The organism is Alcaligenes sp. YSL9 (genome assembly GCF_030515105.1).
Classification (GTDB): domain Bacteria; phylum Pseudomonadota; class Gammaproteobacteria; order Burkholderiales; family Burkholderiaceae_B; genus Alcaligenes; species Alcaligenes phenolicus.
Genome location: NZ_JALXJU010000001.1, coordinates 1,285,379 through 1,311,167, shown reverse-complemented (window position 1 = coordinate 1,311,167; position 25,789 = coordinate 1,285,379). Strand labels below are relative to the sequence as shown.

Genomic DNA, 25,789 nt, shown 5'->3' with positions numbered 1-25,789 from the left:
GCTCCTTACTACCTGGACATATTCCGCTTTATGGATTGGATTGGCATGATGTGAAATCAGCCCTCCTTTATTCTTCTTGTTTTTGAAGCGCTCTGAGATTAAGATTCGATATCAAATTATTTGATATCGAACTATGAAACTGGAAGCGAAATATCGGGCCTTGCTCTCGCACGCAGAGCAGCAAAAGGGCGTCAACGTTCAGGGCATGTCCCTGTGTTTTCAGCTCCTGTCCTTGTCTGCCCGTATTGATCGGGACTGCGCCGCCTTGTTGGCGCCCCATGGCTTGAGTGAAGCCCGTTTTGTGCTTTTGTTCCTGCTGGAAGAAGCACCCGACGGCATGCCTTCCCACATCCTGGCTGAACGGGCAGGCGTGACGCGGGCGACTGTCACAACTCTGGTGGATGGGCTGCTGAAAGCGGGCTTGGTGCAGCGCTTTGCGGCTCAGACCGATCGGCGTTCTGTCATGGTGAAACTCAGCCCTCAGGGGGCGGAGTTGGCCAGGACGCTGGTAGGAACTCACGCCCAGTGGATAGGCGAATTGTTCCGGCATTTGTCCGAGGCGGAGTGCACCCAGCTTAGCGCCTTGTTGAACAAAGCCGCTGGCGGAGAAGACGCGTCATGAGTATCGAGAACCGCAAGGCTTATGCCAAGGTTGCGGATATACCGGCTGATATTTTGCTGGCTCTGTCCAAGGGGGAAATCCAGGGTCTTACTCTGACCGAGTCCTTGGCCATCGATCAGCGCGTGCTGGTGGCGACCGTATTTCCGGAATTGGATGAGCAGGGCGCAGAGCACATCGACACCCTGGCCCAATTGGGCATTCTCAAGCGCATGAAAGCCATTGGGGAATACTTGCTGGACACGTATGGCGAGATGGCCTGGACGCGCTGTTTGGATCACCCGGCTGATGTGGTGCGGGGCTGGGCCTGCTTTATGGTGGGAGCCCGTGCATCCTTAAGTGTGCCTCAGCGCCTGGAGGTACTGTGCCCTTTGGCTGATGATGCGCATTTTGGTGTGCGTGAATGGTCCTGGATGGCGGTACGTCCTCATTTGGTGGCCGAGCTGGATGCGTCGATTCAGAGCTTGCAGCAGTGGGCGCGCTCAGACTCGGAATATCTGCGTCGTTTTGCGTGTGAGGCTTTGCGCCCTCGGGGAGTGTGGTGCGCACATATTGCCATCCTGAAAAAAGAACCGGAACGCATGTTGCCGATTCTTGAGCTCTTGTATCGGGATGGCAGTGTGTATGTGCAGGACTCGGTAGCCAATTTCTTGAATGATGCGGCCAAGGATCAGCCGCAGTGGGTGCGTGATCTATGTGCTCAATGGCAGATGCAAGCGCCAGATAATGCTGCTGTGCAGCGCCTGTGTCGACGGGCGCTGCGCAGCGTGTCTTGATGCTCCGGTTCCAGTCCTGGAATCAGGAGGCGCGCAAGGTAATCAAGGTGATTTCTGAGGCGCGCCCCAGTCGCAGCGGGAAGCCCGCCCACAGTCCGGCACCGTAGCTGACGTACAGCTGCATATCCCCCACTTGATACAGTCCACCCACATAGCCATCATTGGCCATCTGCACGATCTTGTGCATGCCCACAATATGGCCGCCATGGGTATGGCCCGACAACTGCAAGGCCGCCCCGGCCGCAGCGCTTTCCTTGGCGGTGTCAGGGCGGTGGGCCAACATGATGATGGGCATGCCAGCAGGGATCCCGGCGACTGCTGCAGCCACATCGGGCATGGGTTGCCCATGCACGGCTGCCGACTTGTCGGTAATGCCAGCCAAAGCAAAAGCAGCATCGTCTTGTTCAATAATGCTGTGCTCGTTCAGAAGCATACGTAGCCCAAGGCTGTTGAAGTGCTCGATCCAGGGTTGGTACTGGGTGTAGTACTCGTGGTTGCCTGCAATTACCCACACCCCTTGCGGGGCAGACAGGGCTCGCAAGGGGGCGACATCATCGCGGCGCGCTGTCACCGTGCCATCGACCAGATCACCTGTAATGACGATCAGATCCGGTTTCAAAGCCTGTGTTTTATCAACAATGGCTTGTATCCAGGGGCCTTGAAGCAGACGACTGGCGTGCAGATCAGTCAGTTGCGCCAGTTTGAAACCATCCAGCTTGGGGGACAGACCCTTGACCTTTACTTCGATGGACTTGAGCTCGGGGACTTGCACTGCCTGCCAGACACCCAGTGCGGACAGGCTGACCGCTGCGATGCCCAGCATGCCCCGCAAGGTAGAGGAGCGCAACAGAAGCAGCCCGGCTGGCTTGTACAGAACGCGCATCAGTAAACCTGCCAGGTCGGTGATCAAGGTAAAGCAGGCGGCCAGCAGGACTGCCCCAAAAGCCCAGCCCAGGACCATGATGACTTGTGCGGGAATTTCCGGTGAGGCCCGTGAGCCCCAGAACAGCGCTACGGTGTAGTGGTGGAGGGTGGCGGCGACGGCCAAGATGCTGAGCAGCCATTTGATCCAGGGTTTGATCTTCAGCGGTTTGATCAGTCGCCAGGCGACATACAGGGCGAAAACGAGAGCAGCGACTTGAAACACAAAATCATTCCAAAAAGAAACGGGGGCTCGTGCTTGAGCGGGCGATAAAGCGTGCTCAGTATAGAGCGAGGAAGTGGGCATGATGTCAGAGCTCACCAGACAGTTACGGCTCTGTCACGAAAAAAGCTGGACATGCTTGTTTACGATTTGAGAGATTGCTTCGCACATCAAGTCATTAAAACTTCTAGGCTTTTTCCCAAGGGCACCCCAGTGGAACGGGGTTTTCGTTTGATTTGATTGGAGGACATATGGTGACGAAAAAATCCGCAGCCAAAACCAATCAGGATGCCGTGGGGCAAGGTGGGGAGTTACATCAGTTTGGCCATGCTGAGTTGACGACCAATCATGGCGTACCGATATCGGACAATCAGAATTCCTTGCGTTTCGGGGCGCGTGGCCCGACCTTGTTGGAAGATTTTGTCCTGCGCGAGAAAATATTCCATTTCGACCATGAACGTATACCGGAGCGCATTGTTCATGCTCGCGGCACAGGAGCACATGGTTATTTTGAATGCACGCAAGCAATCCCGGAGTTGACCCAGGCCTGTGTATTTCAAAAGGAAGGACATCGGGTGCCGGTGTTCTGTCGTTTCTCAACGGTAGCCGGCTCTAAAGGCTCCAAAGACACACCACGCGACGTGCGTGGTTTCGCGGTCAAGTTCTATACCGAGCAAGGCAACTGGGATCTGGTGGGCAATAATATGCCCGTTTTTTTTATCCAGGACGCCATCAAATTCCCGGATCTGATCCATGCCGTCAAACCCGAGGCGGACCGGGGCTTTCCCCAGGCAGCGTCAGCCCATGACACATTCTGGGATTTTGTCTCCCTGATGCCCGAGTCTTTGCATACCGTGATGTGGCTGATGTCTGATCGAGCCTTGCCACGGTCCTTTCGCATGATGCAGGGCTTTGGTGTGCACACATTCCGTTTTGTGAATGCCAAGGGCAAGTCGCACTTTGTGAAGTTTCATTGGAAGCCCAAGCAGGGCTTGCAGTCCACCCTGTGGGATGAGGCGGTCAAGATTTCCGGGGCGGACTCGGATTATCTACGACGCGATTTGTACGAGGCGATTCAAAGCGAAGCCTTCCCGGAGTGGGAACTGGGTGTGCAGGTCTTCGATCAGGAGTGGGCGGACAAGCAGGACTACGATGTGCTGGATGCGACCAAACTCATTCCCGAGGAAAGTCTGCCCGTCAAAATCGTGGGTCGTATGGTACTGGATCGTTATCCCGACAACTTCTTTGCAGAGACCGAGCAAGTTGCTTTCTTGCCGTCCAACATCATTCCGGGGATCGACTTTACGGATGATCCCTTGTTGCAAGGCCGCTTGTTCTCCTACCTGGATACGCAAAAATCTCGACTGGGAACGGTCAACTTTCATCAGATTCCTATCAATGCACCCCGCTGTCCATTCAGTAATATGCAGCGCGACGGCATGATGCAGACGCAGGTTCCCAAGGGCCGTGCGACCTACGAGCCCAATAGCCTGGAGGAGGCGGGTGAATCGGGCGGACCGCGCGCGCAGCCGCATGGCTTTCGCACCTTCCCCAGTACCGTAGACGATGGCGCAAAACTGCGTGTACGGGCTGAGTCGTTCTCGGATCATTACAGCCAGGCCCGATTGTTTTATCGCTCTCAGACTGAAGTTGAGCAGGAACATCTGATTGCCGGGCTGGTATTTGAACTGTCCAAGGTCCAGCTCAATCATGTTCGTGTGCGTGTGCTCTCGCACATGCGTGTCATTGATGAGGATCTGGCCAAACGAGCGGCTCAGGGATTGGGGCTGGATTTGCCGCCTCCTGCCAAGCCCGCCCGCAAGCCGATCGACATGGCACCTTCCAAAGCCTTGTCCATACTGGCCCAGAAGTCGCCGATTGCCGGTCGGATGCTGGGTATTCTGGTAACGGACGGAGCTGACAAGGGCTTGCTGGAAATGCTGCTGACAGGGGCTCAGGAGGCCGGGGTGGCCGTCAAGCTTATCGCTCCGCAAGTAGGGGGAGTGACGCTGTCAGACGGCACACAATTGGCTGCCGACGAAAAGATTGCGGGTGCGCCTTCGGTTCTGTTTGATGCAGTGGCCTTGCTGCTTACCCAGGAAGAAGCTTCAAAACTGTGCACTAACAAGGCGGCGGTGGATTTTGTAGCCGACGCCTATGGACACTTGAAAGCAATTGGTCATAACGGCGCAGCCCAACCCTTGCTGGACCGGGCAGGCGTTTCAGTGGACAAGGGGGTGTTCGTCATCAAAACCGGTGATGATCTGCTTGAAAAAGTGTCTTCACGGTTCTGGGAGCGACGCCATCAGGTAGATGGTATGGCCTGATGTCTTGTGAAAAGGGGGCGGTGCCGCCCCCTTTCACGTGCCGTCAGTAGCGCCAGCTCAGCCCCAGCACGGGGCCCGACATGCGAGTGTCAAAGACATGGCCGGAGCGACGATAGTCCACATCCAGCATCTTGTATCCGGCAGCGATGGAGAAGTTTTCTGACAGGTCGTAGTTCAAGGTCAAGGTAGCTTGATAGCTCAGGCGCGAGCCCACGCCAAAGCCACCCAAGTGGATCTGGGCTTGAGTGGAAAACTCCGGGGTGAAACGATAGAACGCCCGCAGTCCTATCATGGGGTCTACCCAATTGAAGCTCTCCTGATGATGTCGGGTTCGGCCAGCCGTACTCAGATGGGCACGGGTGCGTATATCCCAAAAAGAAAAACCGGCCAGTGCGTCCAGGCTGGCTTGTTCAGTGTCGTAGATGCGGTAACCACCTTGCAACGTGGCCATGAACAGACGTGTGTCCACGGTCCCTTCTGCAGCACCGACCAAAGGCAAACCACCTACCACTTCACTTTCGCGTGTGTTCACGTAGAGCAGGTCACTGTTGAACACATAGCGGTCGCGACGCACCCAGGCGTTCAGAAAGGCCGCGGCACGCAGATCGTGCAGGACATCTGAAAAGGACTTTTCTATATCCAGGGAGGGCGCGCGTTTGAAGGGGGAGGACTCACCCGACAAGCCGGTAATCCAGGCATAGGGTGTAATCTGCACGGCATAGTGTGGCGAAGTCGTGCTGTCGGAAATGGCGTCTGGACGTTGAGCACTCACTTGGGCATGAGCCAGACTGGCCAGTGGCAAGACTCCCAATAATAGCCAGCGGGAATGAGTGAGTTTACGCTTCATTGTCATGGCCCCCCTTTTTAATTCTGTAAATGACGGCGCACTAGCGCCAGTCTTGTGTCTTTCGGTATGCTGGACTAGCCGATCACCAACCCGTGGAGAACGTGTCATGCATGTGTTTTACCTTAGCAAGCAAGATATTGATAATTTGTTGCCCTTAGTGCAAGCGGCGTTACACGCTGATCGCACCGGACAAGTTGGTTTTACGGACGAAGAACTGGCCTTGCGCGCTGCCCTGGAGGCGATGCAGGACCCCAAGCTGTCCGAGCTGCTGGCCGGTGCCCTTGTCGAACCGGGCCGCATAGCCGTTGGCTTGGCTGAAGAAGATTACCGGGAAAACCTGCTGGCTCTGGAAACCCGTGACAGTGCTTATGTCATTGACCAGCTTATGGATAGCTATGCAGGATTGCCGGAGTTTTTTGATTGCCTGGAGTTTTGAATGGCCGAGTTGAACTGATGTGTAAAAACGGCCCATGTAGGGCCGTTTTTTGATTTAGCATGAAGCGGTGTTTTTAGAAACCGACAGTGAGCTGAGCCCAGTAGCGGCGGCCATCATACACAGCATCAAAGGTTTCATCCGTGACGCGCTTGTCAAAGATGTTGTAGACACCAAAGCCAACCGTAGTAGTTTTGTTGAACTTGTAGTTCAAGCCGGCATCCAGGAAGGTGAAGGATGGTGTCCCTTGCGCCATGCTGGTACGACTCAGATAGTCCGAAGTCTTGCCGCGGTAGTTCACACGTGTCCACAAGCCCAGCCGCTCGTTGGCATCCCAGTCCAGCGTGGCATTAAACATATGTTTGGGCATCTTGTTCAAAGGCTGACCGGAGAAGTCTCCGCTCTTTTGCTTGGAGTAAGTGTAGGTATAGTTGGCGGCCAGACGCAGATCATCGGTAATCGACCAGGTTGTGGATGCTTCCACACCGCGCATGATGGCCTTGTCTACGTTGACACGGTCACTGATGAATTTGTAGCCTTGATCGCCTGGGAAAACGTGGCAGTTAGGCAGGCCATCCGGATCTGTGCAACGGCGTGTCTCAGAGATCTTGTCTTTGAAGTTGGTATTAAAGAAGGTCAGGCTGTTGACCATACCGTTCTGGTTATCCCAAACAACGCCCAGTTCCTGGCTCAGGCTCTTTTCAGGCTTCAGGTTCGGGTTACCAACAATCACGGCAGGTACGCCACCGCCACCACCCGTGATCTGCCCCCAGTCCGCCACGGCTGAGCGTAGGGAAGGGGCCTTGAAGCCGGAGGACACTCCGCCTTTCAGGGTCAACTGCTCGGTCGCATGCCATACGCCGTACAGGCGTGGGGTCCAGTGATTGCCGTAGTTCTCATCGTGAGTCATGCGCACGCCGCCGGTCAAAGCAAAGTTGTCGGTCATGCTCCATTCATCTTCAGCAAAGACGGACCATTGCTCGCGGCTCAGGCGGCTGACATCAGGTTTGTATTGATTGTTCGTGTCACGCAGTTGCTCGTGTAGATATTGAAATCCCGAGGTCAGCATATGGTTGCCCAAAGGCAGGCTCCATTGCGTATTGAACTCGGTATTTTTCAGGAACATGCTGCGGCCGGGGTTATCAATCTCTTCACGTTGCACGTAGGTGTTGGAGACAGCTTGTCCCCAGCGACCGTTATGGCCTACGGAGAACACATTGCGAGAGTACTTGCTGGTAGAGATCTCGTTGGGCGTGCATTTGCCGTTCTTGCCGCAGGTCTCAGCTGCCATGCTTTTGCCGGGCGTAGACGTACGCTCTTGCAAGGTACGGGAGAACTCGGCAGTAAAGTCGTGGTTGGCCGAAGGGGTCAAGGTCAGCTTGACGGTACCCGAGGACGTGTTCTGCTTGTTGAAACCGTTAAGAATTTCGTCTTCGTTGCGACGGGATTCCTGACCATAAATTTGCAGGCCCAACATGTCTTGCTTGATGGGGCCTGCCAGGTAGAAATTGCCTTGATAAATATTGCCGGACTTGGAGTCCTCCTGGACGGTGCCTTCTGTACGCAGCGAGCCGGTCCATTCCTGGTGGACTTTGCGGGTAATGATATTTATCACACCACCCATGGCTTCCGAGCCATACAAGGACGACATGGGGCCGCGGATGACTTCAATACGTTCGATTGCCTGCATGGGTGGCAACCAGCCTTGCTCGATACCGGCACCGTCGCTATTGGGACGTGTCTCACGCGAGTTTTGTCGTTTGCCGTCAACCAGAATCAGGGTGTAGGCCGATGCCATGCCGCGGATACTGATATCGCTGCCGCTGGCTCCCCCGGTGATGACAACGCCGGGCACATCGCGCAGTGCGTCAGTCACATCGCGATAGGCCTTCTTTTCCAGTTCGGCACGTGGCACTACGCTGATGGACGCAGGGGCATCTTGAACCGCTTGCTCAAAGCCGGAAGCCGTAACCACGATATTGTCGAGCTGGTTAACGCTTTGTTGAGCCAAGGCACAGGAGAGGGGGGCAAGGGAGCCGGTCAGGAGGATTACGGCGCGGGCAGCAGGGGAAAGAGGAAACAAGGGGGACATGAAAATCAGGTAAGGAACAATAATGAGAACAGTTATTATTATTTAAACGCTGTGTTTCTCAAATCAAGAGAGCTCTTTTTCATGTATCTGTAGGTCTTCTGCCACAACTTGTCACTTGGCTTGACGCGCTGCCCTAATCCTGTTTTTGTTACACCCGTGTCCAATGTATCGGCTGTGAAAGCAGTCGGTTTTTTTGTTTCATTGATTGGGCGGCTAGCCGTCTCTGGAGAGAAAGATGTTGCTAAAAAAATGTCGTCGTACTTTGCTGGCATGTGCAGTTGGGCTGGCTTTGGTGCCTGCGGCCTCTCAGGCGTGTACCCGAGCTGTTTTTCTGGGTGATAACGGACAGGTGATTACCGGTCGCTCCATGGACTGGAAGCTGGATGTCGGCACCAACCTCTGGATTTTTCCTCGCGGTGAAAAACGCACTGGCGAAGCTGGCCCCTCGTCCATTGAGTGGACTTCGAAATACGGCAGCGTGATTGCGTCGGGTTATGACCTGGCCTCCACGGACGGTGCAAATGAAAAGGGACTGAACGTCAACTTGCTATGGTTGGTGGAGTCGCAATACCCCACACCTCAAAAGGGCGACAAAACCTTGAGTATGTCCTTGTGGGGGCAGTATGTTCTGGATAACTTCGCCACGGTGGCTGAAGCGGTGGCTGCCTTGGAAAAGAATCCCTTCGTGGTCATCAGCGACAAAGTCCCCAACGAAGAGCGTTTGGCAACCTTGCACCTGTCCATGTCGGACTCGTCTGGTGACAGCGCCATTATTGAGTACATCGACGGCAAGCAGCATATTCACCATAGCCGCAAGTATCAGGTGCTGACGAACTCACCGACTTTCGATCAGCAACTGGCAATCCGGGATTATTGGCAATCTGTGGGAGGCATGAACATGTTGCCGGGCACCAGCCGTGCCGCTGATCGTTTTGCCCGTGCTTCTTTCTATATCGATGCCGTGCCTCGCAACCTTAGCGATGACAAGGCCGTAGCCAGCGTACTGAGCGTGATGCGCAATGCCTCCACACCTTACGGCATGACCGTACCTGACCAGCCCAACAACTCTTCGACTCGCTGGCGTACAGTGTTCGATCACCAGCGCAGCCTGTATTACTTTGACTCGGTACTGTCGCCCGGTGCGTTCTGGGTCGATATGAGAAAGGTCGATTTCTCGGCCGAGACCGGCAAGGTCATGAAGCTGGATCTGGGTCCCGAGCAAAGCACGGTGTATATGGGTGAAGCGCTGGAGCACTTCAAACCTGCCAAGCCCTTCCAGTTCTTGCCTGCGAAAGCACCTGCCATCTAAGTTGCCTGGTGGTTCAGGCCGCTTCAGGGTAGCTTGAGCCCAGGTTGAATACCCGGGGCATAGCCGACAGCGATCACATGATGTTCATGTTCAGCTGTTATGCTATGCCCCGTCTTTATTTGTTGAAGTAGCTGTTTCATGACCTATGTAGTGACGGAAGCCTGTATCCAGTGCAAGTACACCGATTGTGTGACGGTGTGCCCCATGGATTGTTTTTTTGAAGGCCCGAATTTCCTGGTCATTCATCCTGACGAGTGCATTGATTGCTCCATCTGCGTGGCCGAGTGTCCGGTGGGGGCGATTGTCAGTGATCAGGATGTGACGCCCGAGCAGCAGGTCTATGTGGAACTGAACCGGACCTTGAGCGAGGACCCGGCCTGGAAGCGTATCAGTCAACAAAAAGCGCCCTTGCCGGATCATGAGTACTGGGCGACTCAGACCGACAAGTTGGCGCTGTTGAAGAAAGATTAATGGGCTTTCTGATGGCTGTTGTTACGTTGGAAGTACCAGACCGCCAAGGCCGCCATCACCAGCAAAGCCGTACAACTGGCCAGTACGGCGACATAGCCTTTATCAAAAGAGTCGCGGGCCAGTTCACTTAAGGTCAGAGCCAGATTCTGTGGCATGGTTTCTGTCATCAATAAGGCCTGATCCAGGCTGTCGTAGGCCAGGGCGCGGTCACTTAATTCCTGTGGCAGGATCAGGCTGGCGCTGTATACGAAGGACAGCAGGCTACCCATAATGGTCACACCCAGCGCACCACCCAGTTCATAAGACATTTCCTCGACCGAGGCCACCATGCCAGCGCGCGAAGGTGGCACGCTTTGCATGATAGTGCTGGAAGCCGCCGTCATGGCTGCACCGACACCCAGGCCCAGCATGATCAGGCTGATCACTTGTAGAGGCTGTGCACTGTTATGCCACAGCAGATAAGCGGCCATGCCTGCTCCCGCCAGGCTCAGGGCACCAATCAGCAGTCGCTTGCTGCCGATGACGACCAGCAGGCGCCCGGCCAAGGGACCGGCTATAAAGGCTGCCAGTGGCAAAGGAATAATGGCCAGGCCCGCTTCCAATGGTGAGAAACCCAGTACCAATTGCAGGCGTTGGCTGAAAACCAGTTCCATGCCGATCAAGGCCGCTGAGGCCGTCAAGGCAGAGAGTACGGCGGTGCTTAGCGTGGCGTCCTTGAACAGGGCAAAGTCCAGCAAAGGGAAAGGGCTGCGGTTTTGTTGACGGACAAACCAGCTCAGAAACAAGATGCCGATCAGCAGGGCGGCAGCGGTCAAACCCCAATCCGTATGCAGCTTGCCCATTTCCTTGATAGCCAGGGTGCTGGCTACCAGGCCCACCATGATCAGCAAGGAGCCTTTGATATCCCAGGGGCGCGATGCATCTGGCGTGGAGCGGGGCACCAGAATCCAGCCCATAGGCAGCGCGATCAGCACGATGGGCACGTTGATCAGAAAGACGGATCCCCACCAGAAATGTTCCAGCAGGAATCCGCCCAGAACCGGACCAAAGGCGGCACCACCGGAGGCGATAGAAGACCAGACACCGAAGGCCACCGCACGTTCGCGCTCATCATGAAAGGTGATGCGTATCAGCGATAAAGTGGCGGGCATCATCATGGCCGCTGCCACACCTAAAAAGGCGCGTGCGGCGATCAAGGCTGTTGGGTTCGGAGAGTAGGCGGCTGCGACTGAAGCCAGACCAAACATGGCCAGACCCGACAGGAACAGGCGCTTGTGACCCAGGCGGTCACCCAGGGTGCCCATGCCCAGCAGCAGTCCGGAGACGACCAGAGCGTAGCTGTTGATGATCCACAGCTTGTCCGCGGCCGAGGCCTGCAGATCATGGGTCAGGCGTGGCAGGGCGGTGTAGAGCACCGTCATGTCCACCACAATCAGTAGAAGAGCTGCCGACACAATTGCCAGGATCAACCAGCGACGGCTTGGGGAGAGGGGAGCAGTGTGGGCTTGATGGGTAATCGAGCTGTGCAGCATAAAAGACCAGAGGGGTAGGAAAGCAAGTATGATCTATCAATATTATCAACAGTCAAAGTTGATTAGCATCTATAAAATAGATAAATGGATTGGACACTAGAACGTATTCGACATTTTGTCGCTGTGGCAGAAACTGGCTCCATGACTCAGGCCGCGAAAGAGTTGGGCAAGGTGCAGTCAGCCGTCAGCACCTCGATTTCCCTGCTGGAAGCGGATCTGAATCTGGAGCTGTTTGATCGTTCACGACGAACGTTAAGCCTGACGGTGCCGGGCGAAATCATGCTGCTGGAAGCCAAGGCTCTGTTGCGTCAGGTAGACGTATTGAATCGTCGGGCACTGGATTTCTCGCAAGGACAACCGACCAGACTGGAAATTGCTCTGGATGAAGCCTTGCCTCAAGAGCCCTTGCGGCTGCTGCTCAAAGAGCTGGCTGAACGCTGGCCTGCGCTGGAGTTGACGGTCTGGAACGGAACCGCTTCCGAGGTAATGGACTATGTGCAGGAAGGCCGCTCGGATATGGCTTTTCAGTTTGATCGCGGAGCTGATGCCACGTCATTTGCGCAAAGCTATATTGGCGCTGTGCCCCAAGCGATTTGTGTGGCGCGTACGCACCAGCTTGCCAGTCAGCATCAGGTCAGCCGTAAAGAGCTGACGGCACATCGACAATTGCTGATTCATATCGAAGGGACAGAGCAGACGGTTGTCAGCCCCAGTGTGTGGCGCTCAGACAGCTTTTATGTCATTGCCGATATGGTGGCCGATAGTCTGGGCTGGGCGATTTTGCCGCTGAACATTGCGGAGTATGAAAACTTGCGCAACAAGTTGGCGCAGTTGCATTGCCGGGAGATGGTTTTGCCACCCTTGCCAGTGCGGATGCTGTGGCGACAGGGGCAAACTTTGCCCCCTGCGGCAGTGTGGATGCAGCAGCGCCTGTCGGAGCTGCTGCCTTAAGCCTGTTTAGCAGGCCAGCGGGGAAGGGCGGGATAGCTGACCGTTGGCCCAGCGTTGTACGCCTTCCCAGATATCAGAGGCGTGATGCACGGTCATATCGGCTTGCCAAGTGCTCAGGCTGTCGTCCTGCGCGCAGTAGCCGTAGGCGGCAATCATGGTAGCCATGCCCGCCGCCTGACCTGCCTGGATGTCGCGCAGATCATCACCTACGTACAGGCAGTCTTTGGGATCAAAGCCCGTTTTCTCGGCGGCATATAGCAAGGGGGCGGGATGAGGCTTGGTGTGCTGGGTGGTATCGCCGCCGACGGTGACTGCGCAACCCGCTTCCAGTCCTAAATGACGGATCAGGGGCAGGGCCAGGTATTCCAGCTTGTTGGTGACGATGCCCCAGGTGTAGCCGGCCTTCTCTAGCTGTTTCAGCATGGGGGCTACGCCCTCAAACAGATAGGTCAGCTCCGTCATGTGATCGTTGTAGTCCTGCAGGAACTGCGCTCGCAATTGTGCGTAGTTGGGGTGATCGGTATTGATATCCAGCGCTACCTTGAGCAGTCCGCGTGCACCGTGCGAGGCATAGGGCCGCAGCGCTTCGTAGGGCAAATCAGGCAGGCCATGTTCCTTGCGCATGCGATTGGCCGTAGCAGCCAGATCTGGAGCAGAGTCGGCCAAGGTGCCGTCAAAATCGAATAGAACCAGTTTATTCATGAGGGCTTAGCTTTGGCGGCGGCTGGCCAGCAGGTAGTTGACGGAGGTGTCGCCAGACAGGCGATAGTGCTCGGTAATCGGGTTGTATTCCAGACCTTTCAATGCCAGGGCATCCAGACCACTGCGGCGGGCCGAGGAAATCAGCTCGCTGGGTTTGATGAAGCCCTCATAGCTGTGCGTGCCCTTGGGAATCAGGCGCAAGAGGTACTCGGCACCCACAATGGCAAATAAGAAAGATTTGGGATTGCGATTCAGGGTCGAGAAAAAGACCCAGCCACCGGGTTTGACCAGTTTGGCGCAGGCCGCAATGATGGAGCCCGGATCGGGGACATGTTCCAGCATTTCCATGCAGGTGACAACGTCAAAACGACCAGGGTGCTGATCGGCCATATCTTCGGCGCTGATCATCTCGTATTTGACGGGTACGCCCGATTCCAGACTGTGCAAACGGGCAATCTTCAAGGAGCGCTCGGCCAGATCAATGCCGGTGACGTCGGCGCCGGACTGAGCCAGGCTTTCCGACAAGATTCCGCCACCACAACCGACGTCTAATACCTGCTTGCCCGCCAGGGAGCCGGTGTAGGACAGAATCCAGTCCAGACGCAAAGGGTTGATGGCGTGCAGCGGTTTGAACTCGCTGTCAGGGTCCCACCAGCGGGATGCCAGTGCACTGAATTTATCGATCTCTGCGGGATCGACATTGACGTTAGTGACGGTGGAAGCGGTCATGGCTCATCCAAAAAAATTAAGGCCCCGCAAAAGCGGAGCCTTAATTGTAGCCTTAGCTACAGAAATACGTGATGCAGCAAGAATTACTTGCGGTTGCCCACGATTTCGATTTCTACGCGACGGTTTTGAGCACGGCCTTCGCGGGTCTTGTTGGACGCCACTGGCTGAGCTTCGCCCTTGCCTTCGGTGTAGATACGGTCTGCAGGTACGCCCTTGTTGACCAAGTATGCTTTAACAGCATTGGCGCGACGCTCGGACAGCTTCTGGTTGTAAGCTTCAGCGCCGATCGAGTCAGTGTGACCGGTAGCGATCAGAGTTTCCAGATCGATGGACTGAACGGTGTCAGCCACTTGATCCAGAACCTGGCGGCCTTCTGGCTTGATGGTGGATTTGTCGAAGTCGAAGAACGTGTCAGCGTTCAGAGTCACTTTGGTGACAGTAGGAGCGACGACAGGAGCTTCGGGGGCTTGGGCAACGGGCACACCGTCACAACCTGGAATACCTGTAGCAGGTGTCCAGAAGTTGTTGCGCCAGCACAGTTCGTTGGTGCCGTTTTTCCAAACGTCGCCGAACGGATTGCGCCAGTTGTTAACTTCGCCGGACTCTTGTGCGGAAACTGCACTAGTGGCCGATGCGGCGGCAATGGCGAGTACAAGTGCGATTTTGGAGGGTTTGTTCATATTTCTCCTCGTTGAGCTGATGCTGTTAAGTGACCGCAGCGAACCCCTGCCGCTGATTAACGGAACCAGTATAGCAATCCTTTGAACGGAACAAAGACTTGCTTGCGCTGGGTTTCATGCGTGTTAGGTCGAATCTTAAGACATTTCGGCCACATGCGTGAGGGGGACGGGGAACGATTCGTGAAGATGCGTGGAATTAGCCTTGTTCTTTCCTTTTATTGTTGGTTTTAGGCAACAGGGAAAGGGTGGGGCCGCTTCTTCAATCCATCATCGATACGATTAGTGGACGATGGATTTTTGACGAATCGACCGTTTCAATCACATATCGCCCGCCTTCTCGCCTCGCTACGCTGCGTCCCTCTATGTGAAAGTGCTAGAATTTCCTCTTGTCCGTTTACGGCTGGCTTACTGCTTAACCCATATCTATAAAGAATTGACCTATGGATTCCTTTGCCAAGGAGACGCTTCCCGTTTCGCTTGAAGAGGAGATGCGCCGCAGCTACCTCGATTACGCCATGAGCGTGATTGTGGGCCGTGCTCTTCCCGACGTGCGAGATGGTTTGAAGCCCGTGCATCGCCGTGTTCTGTTCGCCATGCATGAACTCAATAACGACTGGAATCGTGCCTATAAGAAGTCGGCTCGTATCGTCGGTGATGTGATCGGTAAGTACCACCCTCATGGTGACTCTGCCGTCTATGACACTATCGTGCGTCTGGCGCAGGACTTTTCCATGCGCTACACCCTGGTCGACGGACAAGGTAACTTTGGTTCCATCGACGGGGATAACGCCGCGGCCATGCGTTACACCGAAATCCGTCTGGCCAAGATCGCCCACGAACTGCTGGCCGATATCGACCAGGAAACCGTGGATTTCGTGCCTAACTATGATGGCAGCGAAAAAGAACCGGCCCTGTTGCCTTCGCGTCTGCCCAACCTGCTGGTCAACGGCAGCTCGGGTATTGCCGTGGGTATGGCTACCAACATTCCGCCGCATAACCTGGCTGAAGTGGTCAACGGCTGTCTGTACTGCCTGAGCCACCCCGAGTGCACGGTTGATGAGCTGATCGAATACATCCCGGCCCCCGACTTCCCGACCGGCGCCATTATTTATGGCATGTCCGGTGTGCGCGAAGGCTATCGCACGGGCCGTGGCCGCGTCATCATGCGTGCCAGTACACACTTTGAAGACATGGAAAAGGGCAACCGTCAGGCCATCGTGGTCGACGCCATTCCTTACCAGGTCAACAAGAAGTCGCTGCAGGAACGCATTGCCGAGCTGGTCAACGAAAAACGCATCGAGGGTATCTCCGATATCCGCGACGAGTCCGACAAGGACGGTATGCGTTTGGTCATTGAACTGAAGCGCGGCGAAGTGCCGGAAGTTGTGCTGAACAACCTCTACAAGAATACGCAGTTGCAAGAAACCTTCGGGATGAACATGGTGGCACTGGTCGATGGCCAGCCCCGTCTGCTCAACCTGAAACAGTTGGTGGATTACTTCCTGAGCCACCGCCGCGAAGTGGTTACTCGCCGTACCGTATTCCAGTTGCGCAAAGCGCGCGAGCGCGGTCATGTGCTGGAAGGTCTGGCTGTGGCCCTGGCCAATATTGATGAGTTCATCGAAATCATCAAAGCGGCTCCAACGCCACCGGTTGCCCGTGTCGAGCTGATGGCTCGGTCCTGGGATTCCGGTTTGGTGCGCGAGATGCTGGCCCGTGCCGACACCAGCGCCATTGTGGGCGGCCGTCAGGCTTACCGTCCGGATGATTTGGGTGCTGAATTTGGCATGAACACAGACGGTCTGTACCGTCTGAGCGAAGTGCAGGCCCAGGAAATTCTGAACATGCGCTTGCAGCGCCTGACTGGCCTGGAGCAGGACAAGATTGTTCAGGAGTACCGTGAGGTCATGGACAAGATTGCTGATTTGCTGGACATCCTGTCCAACCCGGCCCGTGTGTCCGCCATTATTGGTGACGAGCTGATCGCCGTGCGCGACGAGTTCTCGGCCACTGGCAAGGACGTTCGTCGCTCGCAAATCGAGCACAACGCCACCGAGCTGGATACCGAGGACCTGATCACCCCTATGGATATGGTGGTGACGCTCTCGCATACCGGCTACATCAAGAGCCAGCCGCTGTCCGAATATCGGGCCCAGCGTCGTGGTGGCCGTGGCAAGCAAGCCACCGCCATGAAAGAGGACGACTGGATCGACAAGTTGTTCATCGCCAATACCCACGATTACCTGCTGTGCTTCTCCAACCGTGGCCGTGTGTACTGGCTCAAGGTCTGGGAAGTGCCACAAGGTTCACGCAACTCGCGTGGCCGTCCTATCGTCAATATGTTCCCTCTGGAAGATGGCGAGAAGATCAATGTGGTGCTGTCCGTCAAGGAATTCAGCGAAGATCAGTTCGTGTTCATGGCGACCTCGCGCGGTACGGTCAAGAAGACCCCGCTGTCCGACTTCTCCAACCCCCGTAAGGCCGGCATTATTGCTGTGGGCCTGGACGAGGGCGACTACCTGATCGGTGCTCAGCTGACCGACGGTGTGCACGACGTCATGTTGTTCTCGGATGCCGGCAAGGCTGTGCGCTTTGACGAGGGCGATGTGCGCCCAATGGGCCGTGCAGCCCGTGGTGTGCGCGGCATGACGCTGGAAGAAGGTCAGTCCGTGATTGCCTTGCTGGTGGCCGAAGACGAAACCCAATCCGTGCTGACCGCCACCGAGAACGGTTTCGGCAAGCGTACCCCGATTGGCGAATACACGCGTCACGGTCGTGGCACCAAGGGCATGATTGCCATCCAGACCTCGGCCCGTAACGGCAAGGTCGTGGGTGCGGTGCTGGTTCGTGAAACCGACGAGATCATGCTGATCACCAACGCCGGTGTGCTGGTACGCACTCGCGTGGCTGAAATCCGCGAAATGGGTCGTGCGACTCAAGGTGTGACCTTGATCAGCGTGGACGATGACAGCGAGCTGTCTGGTGTGTACCGCGTGGTAGAGACCGATGACGAGGTCGACGCCGAGCTGGCCGAAGAGGGTCAGGCGCCAGAAGGTCAGGAGCAGGATAATCAACTTGATTCCGCCCAAGACCAGGCGGACCCTTCCGGCGAGGAAAACGAGTAATGCGTGTATGGAATTTTTCGGCAGGCCCGTCAATGCTGCCGTTGGAAGTGCTGGAGCAAGCCGCTGCTGAAATGACAGATTGGCATGGCACCGGCATGTCCATCATGGAAATGAGCCACCGTAGCAAGGACTATATGGGTGTGCGTGACGAGGCAGAAGCCGATTTGCGCAGCTTGTTGTCCGTGCCCGATGATTTCGCGGTGCTGTTTGTTCAGGGTGGGGCACAAGGCCAGAATGGCCTTTTGCCCTTGAACCTGATTCAGCGCAATGGCAGTGGCAAGGCCGACTACGTGCTTTCGGGCAGTTGGTCGGTCAAGTCCTGCGAAGAGGCTCAGCGTTACGGTGATATTCACGTTGCCGGTACCAGTGGTCAGGCATGGCAGGATCAGGGCAAGGAGTGGGCGCCCTGGACCTGGTTCCCCGAGCCTTCCCAATGGGATGTGCGCCCGGATGCGGCTTACTTGCACGTTTGCACCAATGAAACCATTGGTGGCGTGGAGTTCAATGATATTCCCAAGCTGGATGTCCCCGTCGTTGCTGACGTGTCGTCCAACATTCTGTCCTGCCCGATCGATTTCTCGCGCGTGTCGGTTGCTTACGCCGGTGCCCAGAAAAATGCCGGCATGTCCGGTATTGCCTTGATGATGATACGCAAGGACTTGCTGGGCCATGCCATGGATCTGTGCCCGTCGGCGTTCAACTACGCCAACATTGAAAAGCAGCAGTCCATGTTCAACACGCCGCCTACGTACTCGATCTACATGGCCGGGCTGATGTTCAAGTGGCTGGAGCGCCAGGGTGGTGTGGCTGCCATGCAGGCACGCAATGCGGCCAAGTCCGAGGCCTTGTACGGCTTTCTGGATGCGTCCGAGTTCTACAACAACACCGTGCATCCGGCGTATCGCTCGCGTATGAACGTTCCGTTCCTGTTGCGTGATCAGTCCCTGGATTCCCTGTTCCTGGAACAGGCTACGGCTGCAGGCCTGACTTCCCTGAAAGGACACAAGAGCGTGGGCGGTATGCGCGCTTCAATCTATAACGCCATGCCGCTGGAGGGTGTGCAGGCACTTATCGATTTCATGACTGAATTTGAACGACGGAATGGCTAATACCTTAACTGAGCGCCTGCTCCCTTGGCGCAATCGTATTGATGAGCTGGATCGCCAGATCCTGGAGTTGCTCAACGAGCGTGCTCGTGCGGCTTTGGAAGTAGGCAAGATCAAGCAGGACTTCAATACAGAGGAAGTCATCCTCAAGCCCGAACGCGAGGCACGTATTGTGCGTCGCTTGCAGTCTGAAAATGATGGCCCGTTCACACCGGCAGCAGTCGAAGCGGTGTGGGGGCAGATTATTTCTGCCTGTCGCGGTCTGGAAAGCGTATTGCGCGTGGCTTATCTGGGCCCGCAGGGCTCTTTTTCCGAGCAGGCCGCCTACGAGCATTTCGGCCATGCTTTGGATGGCCTGCAATGTGACTCCTTCGACGAGGTTTTCCGCAGCGTCGAAGTGGGTCAGGCTGAAGTAGGCATGGTGCCCGTCGAGAACTCGACCGAAGGTGCTGTGAACCGCACGCTGGATTTGCTGCTGAACTCGCCCTTGCGTGTCTTGGGCGAGCGCTCGATTCGTGTACATCACAATTTGCTGACCCAAACTGGCACGATGGAAGGCGTCACCCGTGTGATGGCCCATCCTCAGGCTTTGGCGCAGTGCCAGAACTGGCTGCAAAAGCATTACCCACAGCTTTTGCGTGAGGCCGCCTCCAGCAACGCTGAAGCAGCACGCATTGCGTCGTCCGATCCTACGGTTGCAGCGATTGCGGGCAATACAGCTGTTACCGCCTGGAATCTGGGTGTGGTCGAGGCCGGTATTCAGGACGATCCGCACAACCGCACCCGTTTCCTGGCCATTGGCAATATCGAGTCCCTGCCTAGCGGCAATGACAAGACCAGCATCATTCTGGCGGTGCCCAACCGGGCTGGCGCTGTTTATGACATGCTGTCTCCTTTGGCTGTGCATGGCGTGTCCATGACTCGCCTGGAGTCGCGTCCTGCACGGACAGGGCAGTGGGAATATTATTTCTACGTAGACCTGATCGGCCATCGTGACGAGCCAGCCATGGCTGCTGCTTTGGCAGAACTGAAGAAACAAGTCGCCTTTTTCAAGATTCTGGGTTCTTACCCCGTAAACGACTTTTAAGCATCAGCAACAAGAAAGGCCTGGGGGGCTTCCCCCTCAAGGCCTTATTGTCTGTGTGGGACATGCCTGTTCAGGACGTGCCTGTTCAGGACAAGCCTTGTCAGAACGAGTGGCTCGCATAGGGTCTGCTTGTTTCGGTCTGTCTTGCGCAGTTGCTTGGTGCGCTGTGTCATCAAGAGCTGGCTAGACAAAATAGAGGCTTTGCGTGTTGCTTGAATCCTTTGATGGGGTTTACACAGCAGTCTGGCAAAGTCTGCATCAATATCCCGGTTTTGCTCGTGCTATTTCACGCAATACGCGCAGCATGGACGGCCTGAGAGGGAACGGAATTAATCATGATAGCGTCATCAGAAACTATGGCGCCGCCGCCCTTGGTTCCGGTGCTGGCGATCGTTGGAGTCGGTTTGATTGGCGGCTCTTTGGCTCTGGCGCTCAAGCGCTCCGGGGCGGTAGGAAAAGTGCTGGGCGTAGGTCGGCAGCTGAAAAGCTTGCGACGTGCCCAAGAACTGGGCCTGATTGACGATGTCGCCACGCTTGAGCAAGCCGCGCAGCAAGCGGACCTGATTGTGCTGGCTACGCCTATCGGGGCCATGGCCTCGGTATTGAAAACCTTGCGTCCCCATCTGCGTGACGACACCTTGATCAGCGACGCAGGTAGCACCAAGGTCGATGTGGTCAGTGTGGCGCGTGATGCGCTGGGTGATCGTATCAGCCAGTTTGTTCCCGGCCACCCCATCGCCGGTGCAGAGACCGTAGGTCCCGAAGCGGCGCGTGCTGATCTGTACGACGGTCGCAACGTCATCTTGACCCCCCTGGAAGAAAACAGTGCCAGCGCACGCGAGCGTTTGATTGCCGTGTGGGAGGCTTGCGGGGCGCGGGTCATGTTGATGGACCCGGCCACGCATGACGAAGTGCTGGCATCGGTCAGTCATGTGCCGCACTTTTTATCCTCGGTTTTTATGTGGCAGGTGGCCTCCAGTGCCAACTCGGATCAGCGCTTTGCCTTGGCAGGAACTGGCTTTCGGGACTTCACCCGCATTGCAGCCGGATCAGCCGAAGTGTGGCGCGATATTTTCCTGAGCAACCGCGAGGCTGTCTTGGGTCAATTGCAGGAAGTACGTCAGGCCCTGGATCAGGCCGAACAGGCTTTGCAGGACCAGGATGGTCAGGCTTTATACGAATTTTTAGAGCGTGCTGCCTTGGCGCGCCGTTTTTGGGCAAGTAGGAGTGGTTTGCAATGAGCCAAAGCGACAGTCTTGTTTTGAACCCCGTCAGCCGCGCTAGCGGACAACTGCAATTGCCAGGGTCCAAGAGCATTTCCAATCGAGCCCTGTTGTTGGCCGCCTTGGCTCAAGGGCAAACACGCCTGGAAGGCTTGCTGCATTCGGACGATACCCGCGTCATGATGGCCGCTCTGCAGCAAATGGGCGTGGCTGTGCAGGACCTGGGGCAGGGCACGGTAGTGATCGACGGTGGGGCTCCTTTTGCGCATCGCGATGCCGATCTGTTTTTGGGTAATGCCGGTACGGCTTTCCGCTCCTTGACCGCTGCTTTGGGCTTGATGGGTGGTCGCTTCAATCTTAGCGGTATTGCTCGCATGCACGAGCGCCCCATTGGGGATCTGGTGGATGCGCTACGCAGCCTAGGGGCTGAGGTGCAATATCTGGGGGCAGAGGGCTATCCTCCCTTGGCGATTGGTGAGTTGGCACAGGCTGATCAGCGTCGTGTGTCGGTGAAAGGCTCGGTATCCAGCCAGTTCCTGACAGCCTTGTTAATGGCCGCTCCCTTGTTGACTGCTCGTACGGGCCAGCCTTTGCGTATCGAGGTGGAAGGGGAGTTGATCTCTCAGCCTTATATTGAAATCACGCTGGCCATGATGGCGCGTTTCGGTGTGCAGGTGGAGCGCGACGGCTGGAGCAGCTTTACTGTCCCCGCCGATGCGGCTTATGTCAGCCCCGGCTTGTACGTGGTGGAGGGCGATGCCTCGTCCGCTTCGTATTTCATTGCTTTGGGAGCTATTGGCGGTGGCCCGCTACGTATTCAGGGCGTGGGTACAGAAAGTCTGCAAGGCGATATTCAGTTTGCGGATGTGGCCCAAGCCATGGGTGCTCGTATCGAGCGTCATGCCAATGAGCTGATCGTTTCTGGTCAGTGCGTAGCCAAGGGCGACAAGCTCAAGGCCTTTGATCTGGATTTCAACCATATTCCTGACGCCGCCATGACGGCAGCTGCCATGGCCATGTTTGCTGATGGTCCTTGCACCTTGCGCAATATCGCCAGTTGGCGCGTGAAGGAGACAGACCGTATTGATGCCATGCAGGCCGAATTGCGCAAGCTGGGGGCAACAGTAGAATCCGGGCCGGACTGGCTGACTGTGCATCCTATTGCCGCCGATCAATGGCGTTCGGCCAGCATCGAAACGTATGATGACCACCGCATTGCCATGTGTTTTTCACTGGCCAGCTTTGGCCCGGTGCCGGTCACCATTCTGGATCCCGGCTGTGTCAGCAAGACGTTCCCCGAGTATTTTTCTGTTTTTGAACAATTGGTGCAGGCATGACAGAGCTGAGCATTCCCGTCATAACCATTGATGGCCCTACCGCTTCCGGTAAAGGGACGATTGCTTCCCTGGTCGCGCAGCGGCTGGGCTGGCATACGCTGGACAGCGGTGCCTTGTATCGCCTGACCGCCTTGTCCTGCCTGCGTCGCGGCGTGGATGTCCAGGACGAGGCCCAGGTCCAGCATGCGGCCCAGAGCCTGAACGTGCAGTTTGACTACCCCCATATCTACATGGATGGCGATGACGTCAGCGACGCTATTCGTCAGGAAGAGGTAGGAAATCTGGCCTCTCAGGTGGCGGCCTTGCCTCTGGTGCGTGAGGCACTTTTGCAACGGCAGCGGGATTTTCGCGTTGCCCCCGGTTTGGTGGGCGATGGGCGCGATATGGGCACAGTTGTGTTCCCGGACGCACCTTTAAAGATATTTTTGCTGGCAGATGCGGAGGTGCGGGCCCAAAGACGCTGTAAACAGTTGAGCGAAAAGGGTATTTCTGCTAATCTTACGAGTCTTTTGGCGGACTTGCGTGCGCGCGACGAACGTGATCGTTCTCGAACTCATGCTCCGCTTGTGCCTGCGCCGGGTGCCCACATTGTGGATTCTTCCCAGCTCAGCATCCAGGAAGTTGTAAATAAGGTGCTCGACCTTTGGTCGGGCATTGCGGTCCCGACAGCCTAATCCCGTGCTGATCGGGCTTTGTTCACTCCACCGGGTTCTGCCTGGTGTGTTTTTTATGGCCATTTTGGCTAACGGATTGATTTAATGTCCACTAACCTTCACACAGACGCAACGGGCGGCGAAAGCTTTGCCGATTTGTTTGCAGAAAGCATTAAAAACCAAGACCTGAAAAGCGGCGAAGTTATCTCCGCCGAGGTTCTGCGTATTGACCACAACTACGTTCTGGTCAATGCTGGCCTGAAGTCCGAAGCACTGATCCCTCTGGAAGAGTTCCTGAACGATCAGGGCGAACTGGAAGTTCAAGCTGGTGACTTTGTTTCCGTGGCAATCGACGCCTTCGAAAACGGCTACGGTGACACCATTCTGTCCCGCGACCGCGCCAAGCGTCTGTCGGCCTGGTTGTCCCTCGAGCAAGCGCTTGAGTCCGGCGAACTGGTCAACGGTACCATCACTGGTAAGGTCAAGGGCGGTCTGACCGTCATGACCAACGGCATCCGCGCCTTCTTGCCCGGTTCGCTGGTTGATCTGCGTCCTGTCAAGGACACCACGCCATACGAAGGCAAGACCCTGGAATTCAAGGTCATCAAGCTCGATCGCAAGCGTAACAACGTCGTGTTGTCGCGTCGCGCTGTGCTGGAAGCCTCCATGGGCGAAGAGCGTCAGAAACTGCTGGAAACCCTGTCCGAAGGCGCTATCGTCAAAGGTATCGTCAAGAACATCACCGATTACGGTGCGTTCGTGGATCTGGGCGGCATCGACGGTCTGCTGCACATCACCGATATGGCATGGCGCCGTGTTCGTCACCCATCCGAAGTTCTGCAGGTGGGTCAGGAAATCGAAGCCAAGGTCCTCAAGTTCGATCAGGAAAAGAGCCGCGTCTCCCTGGGCGTCAAGCAGCTGGGCGAAGATCCATGGATCGGTCTGGCACGTCGCTACCCACAAAACACCCGTCTGTTCGGCAAGGTTACCAACCTGACCGACTACGGTGCATTTGTTGAAGTGGAAGACGGTATCGAAGGTCTGGTTCACGTATCCGAAATGGATTGGACCAACAAGAACGTTGACCCACGCAAGGTTGTGACCTTGGGTGAGGAAGTCGAAGTCATGGTTCTGGAAATCGACGAAGATCGTCGTCGTATCTCCTTGGGCATGAAGCAGTGCCGTGCCAACCCATGGGAAGATTTCGCCATCAACTTCAAGCGCGGCGACAAGGTTCGCGGTGGCATCAAGTCCATCACCGACTTCGGCGTGTTTGTTGGTCTGCCTGGCGGCATCGACGGTCTGGTTCACCTGTCCGACCTGTCCTGGTCCGAGACTGGCGAAGAAGCCGTTCGCAACTTCAAGAAGGGCGACGAAGTTGACGCCGTGGTTCTGGGCATCGACACCGACAAAGAGCGCATTTCCCTGGGTATCAAACAGCTGGAAGGCGATCCGTTCAACAACTTCGTAGCAACCTACGACAAGGGTGCTGTGGTTAGCGGCGTCGTCAAGTCCGTGGAAGCCAAGGGTGCTGTTGTAACTCTGTCGCTGGACGTTGAAGGCTACCTGCGCGCCTCCGAGATTTCCTCGGGCCGTGTTGAAGATGCCACGACGGCTCTGAAAGAAGGTCAGGAAATCGAAACCATGATCTTGAGCGTGGATCGCAAGACCCGTTCGATTCAGTTGTCCATCAAGGCTCGTGATACCGCCGAAACCGCTCAATCCATGGCCCGCCTGACCGAAGCCAGCGCTTCGTCCGGTACGACCAATCTGGGTGCTCTGCTGCGTGCCAAGCTGGACCAGCAGCAACGTGACGACGGTTAATCAGCGTGACAAAGTCTGAGCTGATCGCGTTGTTGGCCAGCCGCTATCCGCAGCTGGCTCTGCGCGATATGGATTTCGCCGTGAAAACGGTTTTGGATTCTATGACCCAGGCCCTGGCCAGCGGTCAACGGATCGAAATCCGAGGGTTTGGCAGCTTTTCGCTCTCTACCCGCTCGCCGCGGGTAGGGCGCAATCCCAAATCGGGTGAAAAAGTGATGGTGCCTGGTAAACAGGTGCCGCACTTCAAGGCCGGCAAGGAATTGCGCGAGCGAGTCGATTCTGTCTTTCTCGAGCAAGAGCAAATCGAAGCAGACGACCAGTCGTCTGCCTTCGAGCAGCTCAATGCGAGAGTCCGTCACGGTTAAGACCTACTTGCATACTGATTACACAGGCCCTTTTCAGGGCCTGTTTTGCGTGTGCGCTAAATTCCGCTTGCACGTACAATCAGACATTATAAAAACACTGTTGGAGCCCTAAAAATGCGCTATCTAGTCTGGGTACTGCGTCTGCTCGTTTTTGTGATCGTGCTGCTGTTCGCACTGAAAAACACGGAACCGGTGCAAGTCAGCTTTTTCGCCGAGCATATTATTCAAGACGTTCCGCTGATCGTCGTAATGCTGGCCGCGTTTATTTTAGGTTTGGTGTTGGGGCTGCTTTTGATGGTGGGCGCGGTGATGCGCCGCCGTCGCGAGGTCAACCGCTTGCGCCGCGAAATGGACCGTCTGCAAGACAGACTGGAGCAAGCGCAGCAATCGCCCGTGAATACGGCTGCTGTGGCGCCCGAGACCGTCGCCCCGCTGGCGCCTTTGTAAGTCCTTGGAG

At 56.1% G+C, this 25,789-nt stretch carries 23 protein-coding genes; 16 read left to right on the top strand and 7 right to left on the bottom strand.

Annotation, left to right across the window (positions count from 1 at the left end):
- Nucleotides 1-133: 133 nt before the first annotated feature.
- Both M2Q46_RS06105 and M2Q46_RS06100 read left to right on the top strand, forming a co-directional pair.
- Nucleotides 134-622, top strand: a complete 489-nt coding sequence (locus M2Q46_RS06105) for a MarR family winged helix-turn-helix transcriptional regulator (RefSeq protein ID WP_022983289.1) — start codon at nucleotides 134-136, stop codon at nucleotides 620-622.
- The gene (locus M2Q46_RS06100) at nucleotides 619-1,395 is read left to right on the top strand and encodes a DNA alkylation repair protein (RefSeq protein WP_302356904.1); all 777 of its coding nucleotides are present in this window, start codon (nucleotides 619-621) and stop codon (nucleotides 1,393-1,395) included. The genes M2Q46_RS06105 and M2Q46_RS06100 overlap by 4 nt, the downstream gene beginning before the upstream one ends.
- A 22-nt stretch (nucleotides 1,396-1,417) precedes the next feature.
- On the opposite strand, the gene M2Q46_RS06095 is transcribed toward M2Q46_RS06100, so the two are convergent.
- Complete coding sequence (locus M2Q46_RS06095) at nucleotides 1,418-2,542, bottom strand: metallophosphoesterase (protein ID WP_302356903.1); 1,125 nt, start codon at nucleotides 2,540-2,542, stop codon at nucleotides 1,418-1,420.
- A gap of 248 nt (nucleotides 2,543-2,790) precedes the next feature.
- Between M2Q46_RS06095 and M2Q46_RS06090 the strand changes: the two genes are divergently transcribed.
- A complete protein-coding gene (locus M2Q46_RS06090) occupies nucleotides 2,791-4,866 on the top strand; it encodes a catalase (RefSeq protein ID WP_115633869.1) in 2,076 nt (691 codons plus the stop codon).
- Between the two features lie 43 nt (nucleotides 4,867-4,909).
- Here M2Q46_RS06090 and M2Q46_RS06085 read toward each other — a convergent pair whose 3' ends face one another.
- The gene (locus M2Q46_RS06085) at nucleotides 4,910-5,713 is read right to left on the bottom strand and encodes a hypothetical protein (protein ID WP_226349396.1); all 804 of its coding nucleotides are present in this window, start codon (nucleotides 5,711-5,713) and stop codon (nucleotides 4,910-4,912) included.
- 106 nt (nucleotides 5,714-5,819) lie between these two features.
- On the opposite strand from M2Q46_RS06085, the gene M2Q46_RS06080 reads away from it, so the two are divergent.
- Complete coding sequence (locus M2Q46_RS06080; RefSeq protein WP_302356902.1) at nucleotides 5,820-6,149, top strand: hypothetical protein; 330 nt, start codon at nucleotides 5,820-5,822, stop codon at nucleotides 6,147-6,149.
- Between the two features lie 73 nt (nucleotides 6,150-6,222).
- Here the strand turns inward: M2Q46_RS06080 and M2Q46_RS06075 are convergent, their stop codons facing one another.
- Nucleotides 6,223-8,238 carry a ligand-gated channel protein gene (locus tag M2Q46_RS06075; protein ID WP_203145666.1) on the bottom strand — a complete coding sequence of 672 codons (2,016 nt, stop codon included), beginning with the start codon at nucleotides 8,236-8,238 and terminating at the stop codon, nucleotides 6,223-6,225.
- A 235-nt stretch (nucleotides 8,239-8,473) separates the two neighbouring features.
- Here M2Q46_RS06075 and M2Q46_RS06070 point away from each other — a divergent pair, with 235 nt between their 5' ends.
- Together M2Q46_RS06070 and fdxA are read left to right on the top strand one after the other, a co-directional pair.
- A complete protein-coding gene (locus M2Q46_RS06070) occupies nucleotides 8,474-9,547 on the top strand; it encodes a linear amide C-N hydrolase (RefSeq protein ID WP_137430199.1) in 1,074 nt (357 codons plus the stop codon).
- A gap of 138 nt (nucleotides 9,548-9,685) precedes the next feature.
- Nucleotides 9,686-10,018 carry a ferredoxin FdxA gene (gene fdxA, locus M2Q46_RS06065; RefSeq protein WP_009464181.1) on the top strand — a complete coding sequence of 111 codons (333 nt, stop codon included), beginning with the start codon at nucleotides 9,686-9,688 and terminating at the stop codon, nucleotides 10,016-10,018.
- Here the strand turns inward: fdxA and M2Q46_RS06060 are convergent.
- Nucleotides 10,015-11,550: an MFS transporter gene (locus tag M2Q46_RS06060; protein WP_115633867.1), complete on the bottom strand. Its 1,536-nt coding sequence runs from the start codon at nucleotides 11,548-11,550 to the stop codon at nucleotides 10,015-10,017. The genes fdxA and M2Q46_RS06060 overlap by 4 nt on opposite strands.
- A gap of 84 nt (nucleotides 11,551-11,634) precedes the next feature.
- Between M2Q46_RS06060 and M2Q46_RS06055 the strand changes: the two genes are divergently transcribed.
- Entirely contained in the window at nucleotides 11,635-12,501 is an 867-nt protein-coding gene (locus M2Q46_RS06055; RefSeq protein WP_035272676.1) for a LysR family transcriptional regulator, read from the top strand.
- A 6-nt stretch (nucleotides 12,502-12,507) separates the two neighbouring features.
- Here the strand turns inward: M2Q46_RS06055 and gph are convergent, their stop codons facing one another.
- The 3 genes from gph to ompA all read right to left on the bottom strand — a co-directional run bounded on the left by gph (nucleotide 12,508) and on the right by ompA (nucleotide 14,612).
- Nucleotides 12,508-13,203 carry a phosphoglycolate phosphatase gene (gph, locus tag M2Q46_RS06050; protein ID WP_302356901.1) on the bottom strand — a complete coding sequence of 232 codons (696 nt, stop codon included), beginning with the start codon at nucleotides 13,201-13,203 and terminating at the stop codon, nucleotides 12,508-12,510.
- 6 nt (nucleotides 13,204-13,209) lie between these two features.
- Entirely contained in the window at nucleotides 13,210-13,932 is a 723-nt protein-coding gene (ubiG, locus tag M2Q46_RS06045) for a bifunctional 2-polyprenyl-6-hydroxyphenol methylase/3-demethylubiquinol 3-O-methyltransferase UbiG (protein ID WP_009464176.1), read from the bottom strand.
- 83 nt (nucleotides 13,933-14,015) lie between these two features.
- Nucleotides 14,016-14,612 (bottom strand): outer membrane protein OmpA, encoded by a 597-nt coding sequence (ompA, locus tag M2Q46_RS06040; RefSeq protein WP_009464175.1) that lies wholly within the window; start codon nucleotides 14,610-14,612, stop codon nucleotides 14,016-14,018.
- A gap of 440 nt (nucleotides 14,613-15,052) precedes the next feature.
- On the opposite strand from ompA, the gene gyrA reads away from it, so the two are divergent.
- The 9 genes from gyrA (at nucleotide 15,053) to M2Q46_RS05995 (ending at nucleotide 25,779) form a co-directional block, all read left to right on the top strand.
- Nucleotides 15,053-17,737 carry a DNA gyrase subunit A gene (gyrA, locus tag M2Q46_RS06035; protein WP_035272681.1) on the top strand — a complete coding sequence of 895 codons (2,685 nt, stop codon included), beginning with the start codon at nucleotides 15,053-15,055 and terminating at the stop codon, nucleotides 17,735-17,737.
- The gene (gene serC / locus M2Q46_RS06030; protein ID WP_009463913.1) at nucleotides 17,737-18,846 is read left to right on the top strand and encodes a 3-phosphoserine/phosphohydroxythreonine transaminase; all 1,110 of its coding nucleotides are present in this window, start codon (nucleotides 17,737-17,739) and stop codon (nucleotides 18,844-18,846) included. The genes gyrA and serC overlap by 1 nt, the downstream gene beginning before the upstream one ends.
- Nucleotides 18,839-19,930, top strand: coding sequence for a prephenate dehydratase (gene pheA / locus M2Q46_RS06025; RefSeq protein WP_009463912.1), 1,092 nt, complete (start codon nucleotides 18,839-18,841; stop codon nucleotides 19,928-19,930). The genes serC and pheA overlap by 8 nt, the downstream gene beginning before the upstream one ends.
- Nucleotides 19,931-20,286: 356 nt before the next feature.
- Nucleotides 20,287-21,171, top strand: coding sequence for a prephenate dehydrogenase/arogenate dehydrogenase family protein (locus M2Q46_RS06020; protein ID WP_035272684.1), 885 nt, complete (start codon nucleotides 20,287-20,289; stop codon nucleotides 21,169-21,171).
- Nucleotides 21,168-22,490 (top strand): 3-phosphoshikimate 1-carboxyvinyltransferase, encoded by a 1,323-nt coding sequence (gene aroA, locus M2Q46_RS06015; protein WP_266107919.1) that lies wholly within the window; start codon nucleotides 21,168-21,170, stop codon nucleotides 22,488-22,490. Before M2Q46_RS06020 ends, aroA begins: the two co-directional genes overlap by 4 nt.
- A complete protein-coding gene (cmk, locus tag M2Q46_RS06010; protein WP_226349388.1) occupies nucleotides 22,487-23,164 on the top strand; it encodes a (d)CMP kinase in 678 nt (225 codons plus the stop codon). Before aroA ends, cmk begins: the two co-directional genes overlap by 4 nt.
- An 84-nt stretch (nucleotides 23,165-23,248) precedes the next feature.
- Nucleotides 23,249-24,967, top strand: a complete 1,719-nt coding sequence (rpsA, locus tag M2Q46_RS06005) for a 30S ribosomal protein S1 (RefSeq protein WP_022983279.1) — start codon at nucleotides 23,249-23,251, stop codon at nucleotides 24,965-24,967.
- A gap of 5 nt (nucleotides 24,968-24,972) precedes the next feature.
- Nucleotides 24,973-25,332 (top strand): integration host factor subunit beta, encoded by a 360-nt coding sequence (locus tag M2Q46_RS06000; RefSeq protein WP_026482971.1) that lies wholly within the window; start codon nucleotides 24,973-24,975, stop codon nucleotides 25,330-25,332.
- 114 nt (nucleotides 25,333-25,446) lie between these two features.
- The gene (locus tag M2Q46_RS05995) at nucleotides 25,447-25,779 is read left to right on the top strand and encodes a lipopolysaccharide assembly protein LapA domain-containing protein (RefSeq protein ID WP_009456012.1); all 333 of its coding nucleotides are present in this window, start codon (nucleotides 25,447-25,449) and stop codon (nucleotides 25,777-25,779) included.
- The last annotated feature ends 10 nt before the right edge of the window (nucleotides 25,780-25,789 follow it).

Bases quoted from the DNA above. Each gene is read 5' to 3' on its own strand.
- M2Q46_RS06105 (WP_022983289.1), top strand. From the start codon at position 134: ATGAAACTGGAAGCGAAATATCGGGCCTTGCTCTCGCACGCAGAGCAG.
- M2Q46_RS06100 (WP_302356904.1), top strand. From the start codon at position 619: ATGAGTATCGAGAACCGCAAGGCTTATGCCAAGGTTGCGGATATACCG.
- M2Q46_RS06090 (WP_115633869.1), top strand. From the start codon at position 2,791: ATGGTGACGAAAAAATCCGCAGCCAAAACCAATCAGGATGCCGTGGGG.
- M2Q46_RS06085 (WP_226349396.1), bottom strand. From the start codon at position 5,713: ATGAAGCGTAAACTCACTCATTCCCGCTGGCTATTATTGGGAGTCTTG.
- M2Q46_RS06080 (WP_302356902.1), top strand. From the start codon at position 5,820: ATGCATGTGTTTTACCTTAGCAAGCAAGATATTGATAATTTGTTGCCC.
- M2Q46_RS06075 (WP_203145666.1), bottom strand. From the start codon at position 8,238: ATGTCCCCCTTGTTTCCTCTTTCCCCTGCTGCCCGCGCCGTAATCCTC.
- M2Q46_RS06070 (WP_137430199.1), top strand. From the start codon at position 8,474: ATGTTGCTAAAAAAATGTCGTCGTACTTTGCTGGCATGTGCAGTTGGG.
- fdxA (WP_009464181.1), top strand. From the start codon at position 9,686: ATGACCTATGTAGTGACGGAAGCCTGTATCCAGTGCAAGTACACCGAT.
- M2Q46_RS06060 (WP_115633867.1), bottom strand. From the start codon at position 11,550: ATGCTGCACAGCTCGATTACCCATCAAGCCCACACTGCTCCCCTCTCC.
- M2Q46_RS06055 (WP_035272676.1), top strand. From the start codon at position 11,635: ATGGATTGGACACTAGAACGTATTCGACATTTTGTCGCTGTGGCAGAA.
- gph (WP_302356901.1), bottom strand. From the start codon at position 13,203: ATGAATAAACTGGTTCTATTCGATTTTGACGGCACCTTGGCCGACTCT.
- ubiG (WP_009464176.1), bottom strand. From the start codon at position 13,932: ATGACCGCTTCCACCGTCACTAACGTCAATGTCGATCCCGCAGAGATC.
- ompA (WP_009464175.1), bottom strand. From the start codon at position 14,612: ATGAACAAACCCTCCAAAATCGCACTTGTACTCGCCATTGCCGCCGCA.
- gyrA (WP_035272681.1), top strand. From the start codon at position 15,053: ATGGATTCCTTTGCCAAGGAGACGCTTCCCGTTTCGCTTGAAGAGGAG.
- serC (WP_009463913.1), top strand. From the start codon at position 17,737: ATGCGTGTATGGAATTTTTCGGCAGGCCCGTCAATGCTGCCGTTGGAA.
- pheA (WP_009463912.1), top strand. From the start codon at position 18,839: ATGGCTAATACCTTAACTGAGCGCCTGCTCCCTTGGCGCAATCGTATT.
- M2Q46_RS06020 (WP_035272684.1), top strand. From the start codon at position 20,287: ATGGCGCCGCCGCCCTTGGTTCCGGTGCTGGCGATCGTTGGAGTCGGT.
- aroA (WP_266107919.1), top strand. From the start codon at position 21,168: ATGAGCCAAAGCGACAGTCTTGTTTTGAACCCCGTCAGCCGCGCTAGC.
- cmk (WP_226349388.1), top strand. From the start codon at position 22,487: ATGACAGAGCTGAGCATTCCCGTCATAACCATTGATGGCCCTACCGCT.
- rpsA (WP_022983279.1), top strand. From the start codon at position 23,249: ATGTCCACTAACCTTCACACAGACGCAACGGGCGGCGAAAGCTTTGCC.
- M2Q46_RS05995 (WP_009456012.1), top strand. From the start codon at position 25,447: ATGCGCTATCTAGTCTGGGTACTGCGTCTGCTCGTTTTTGTGATCGTG.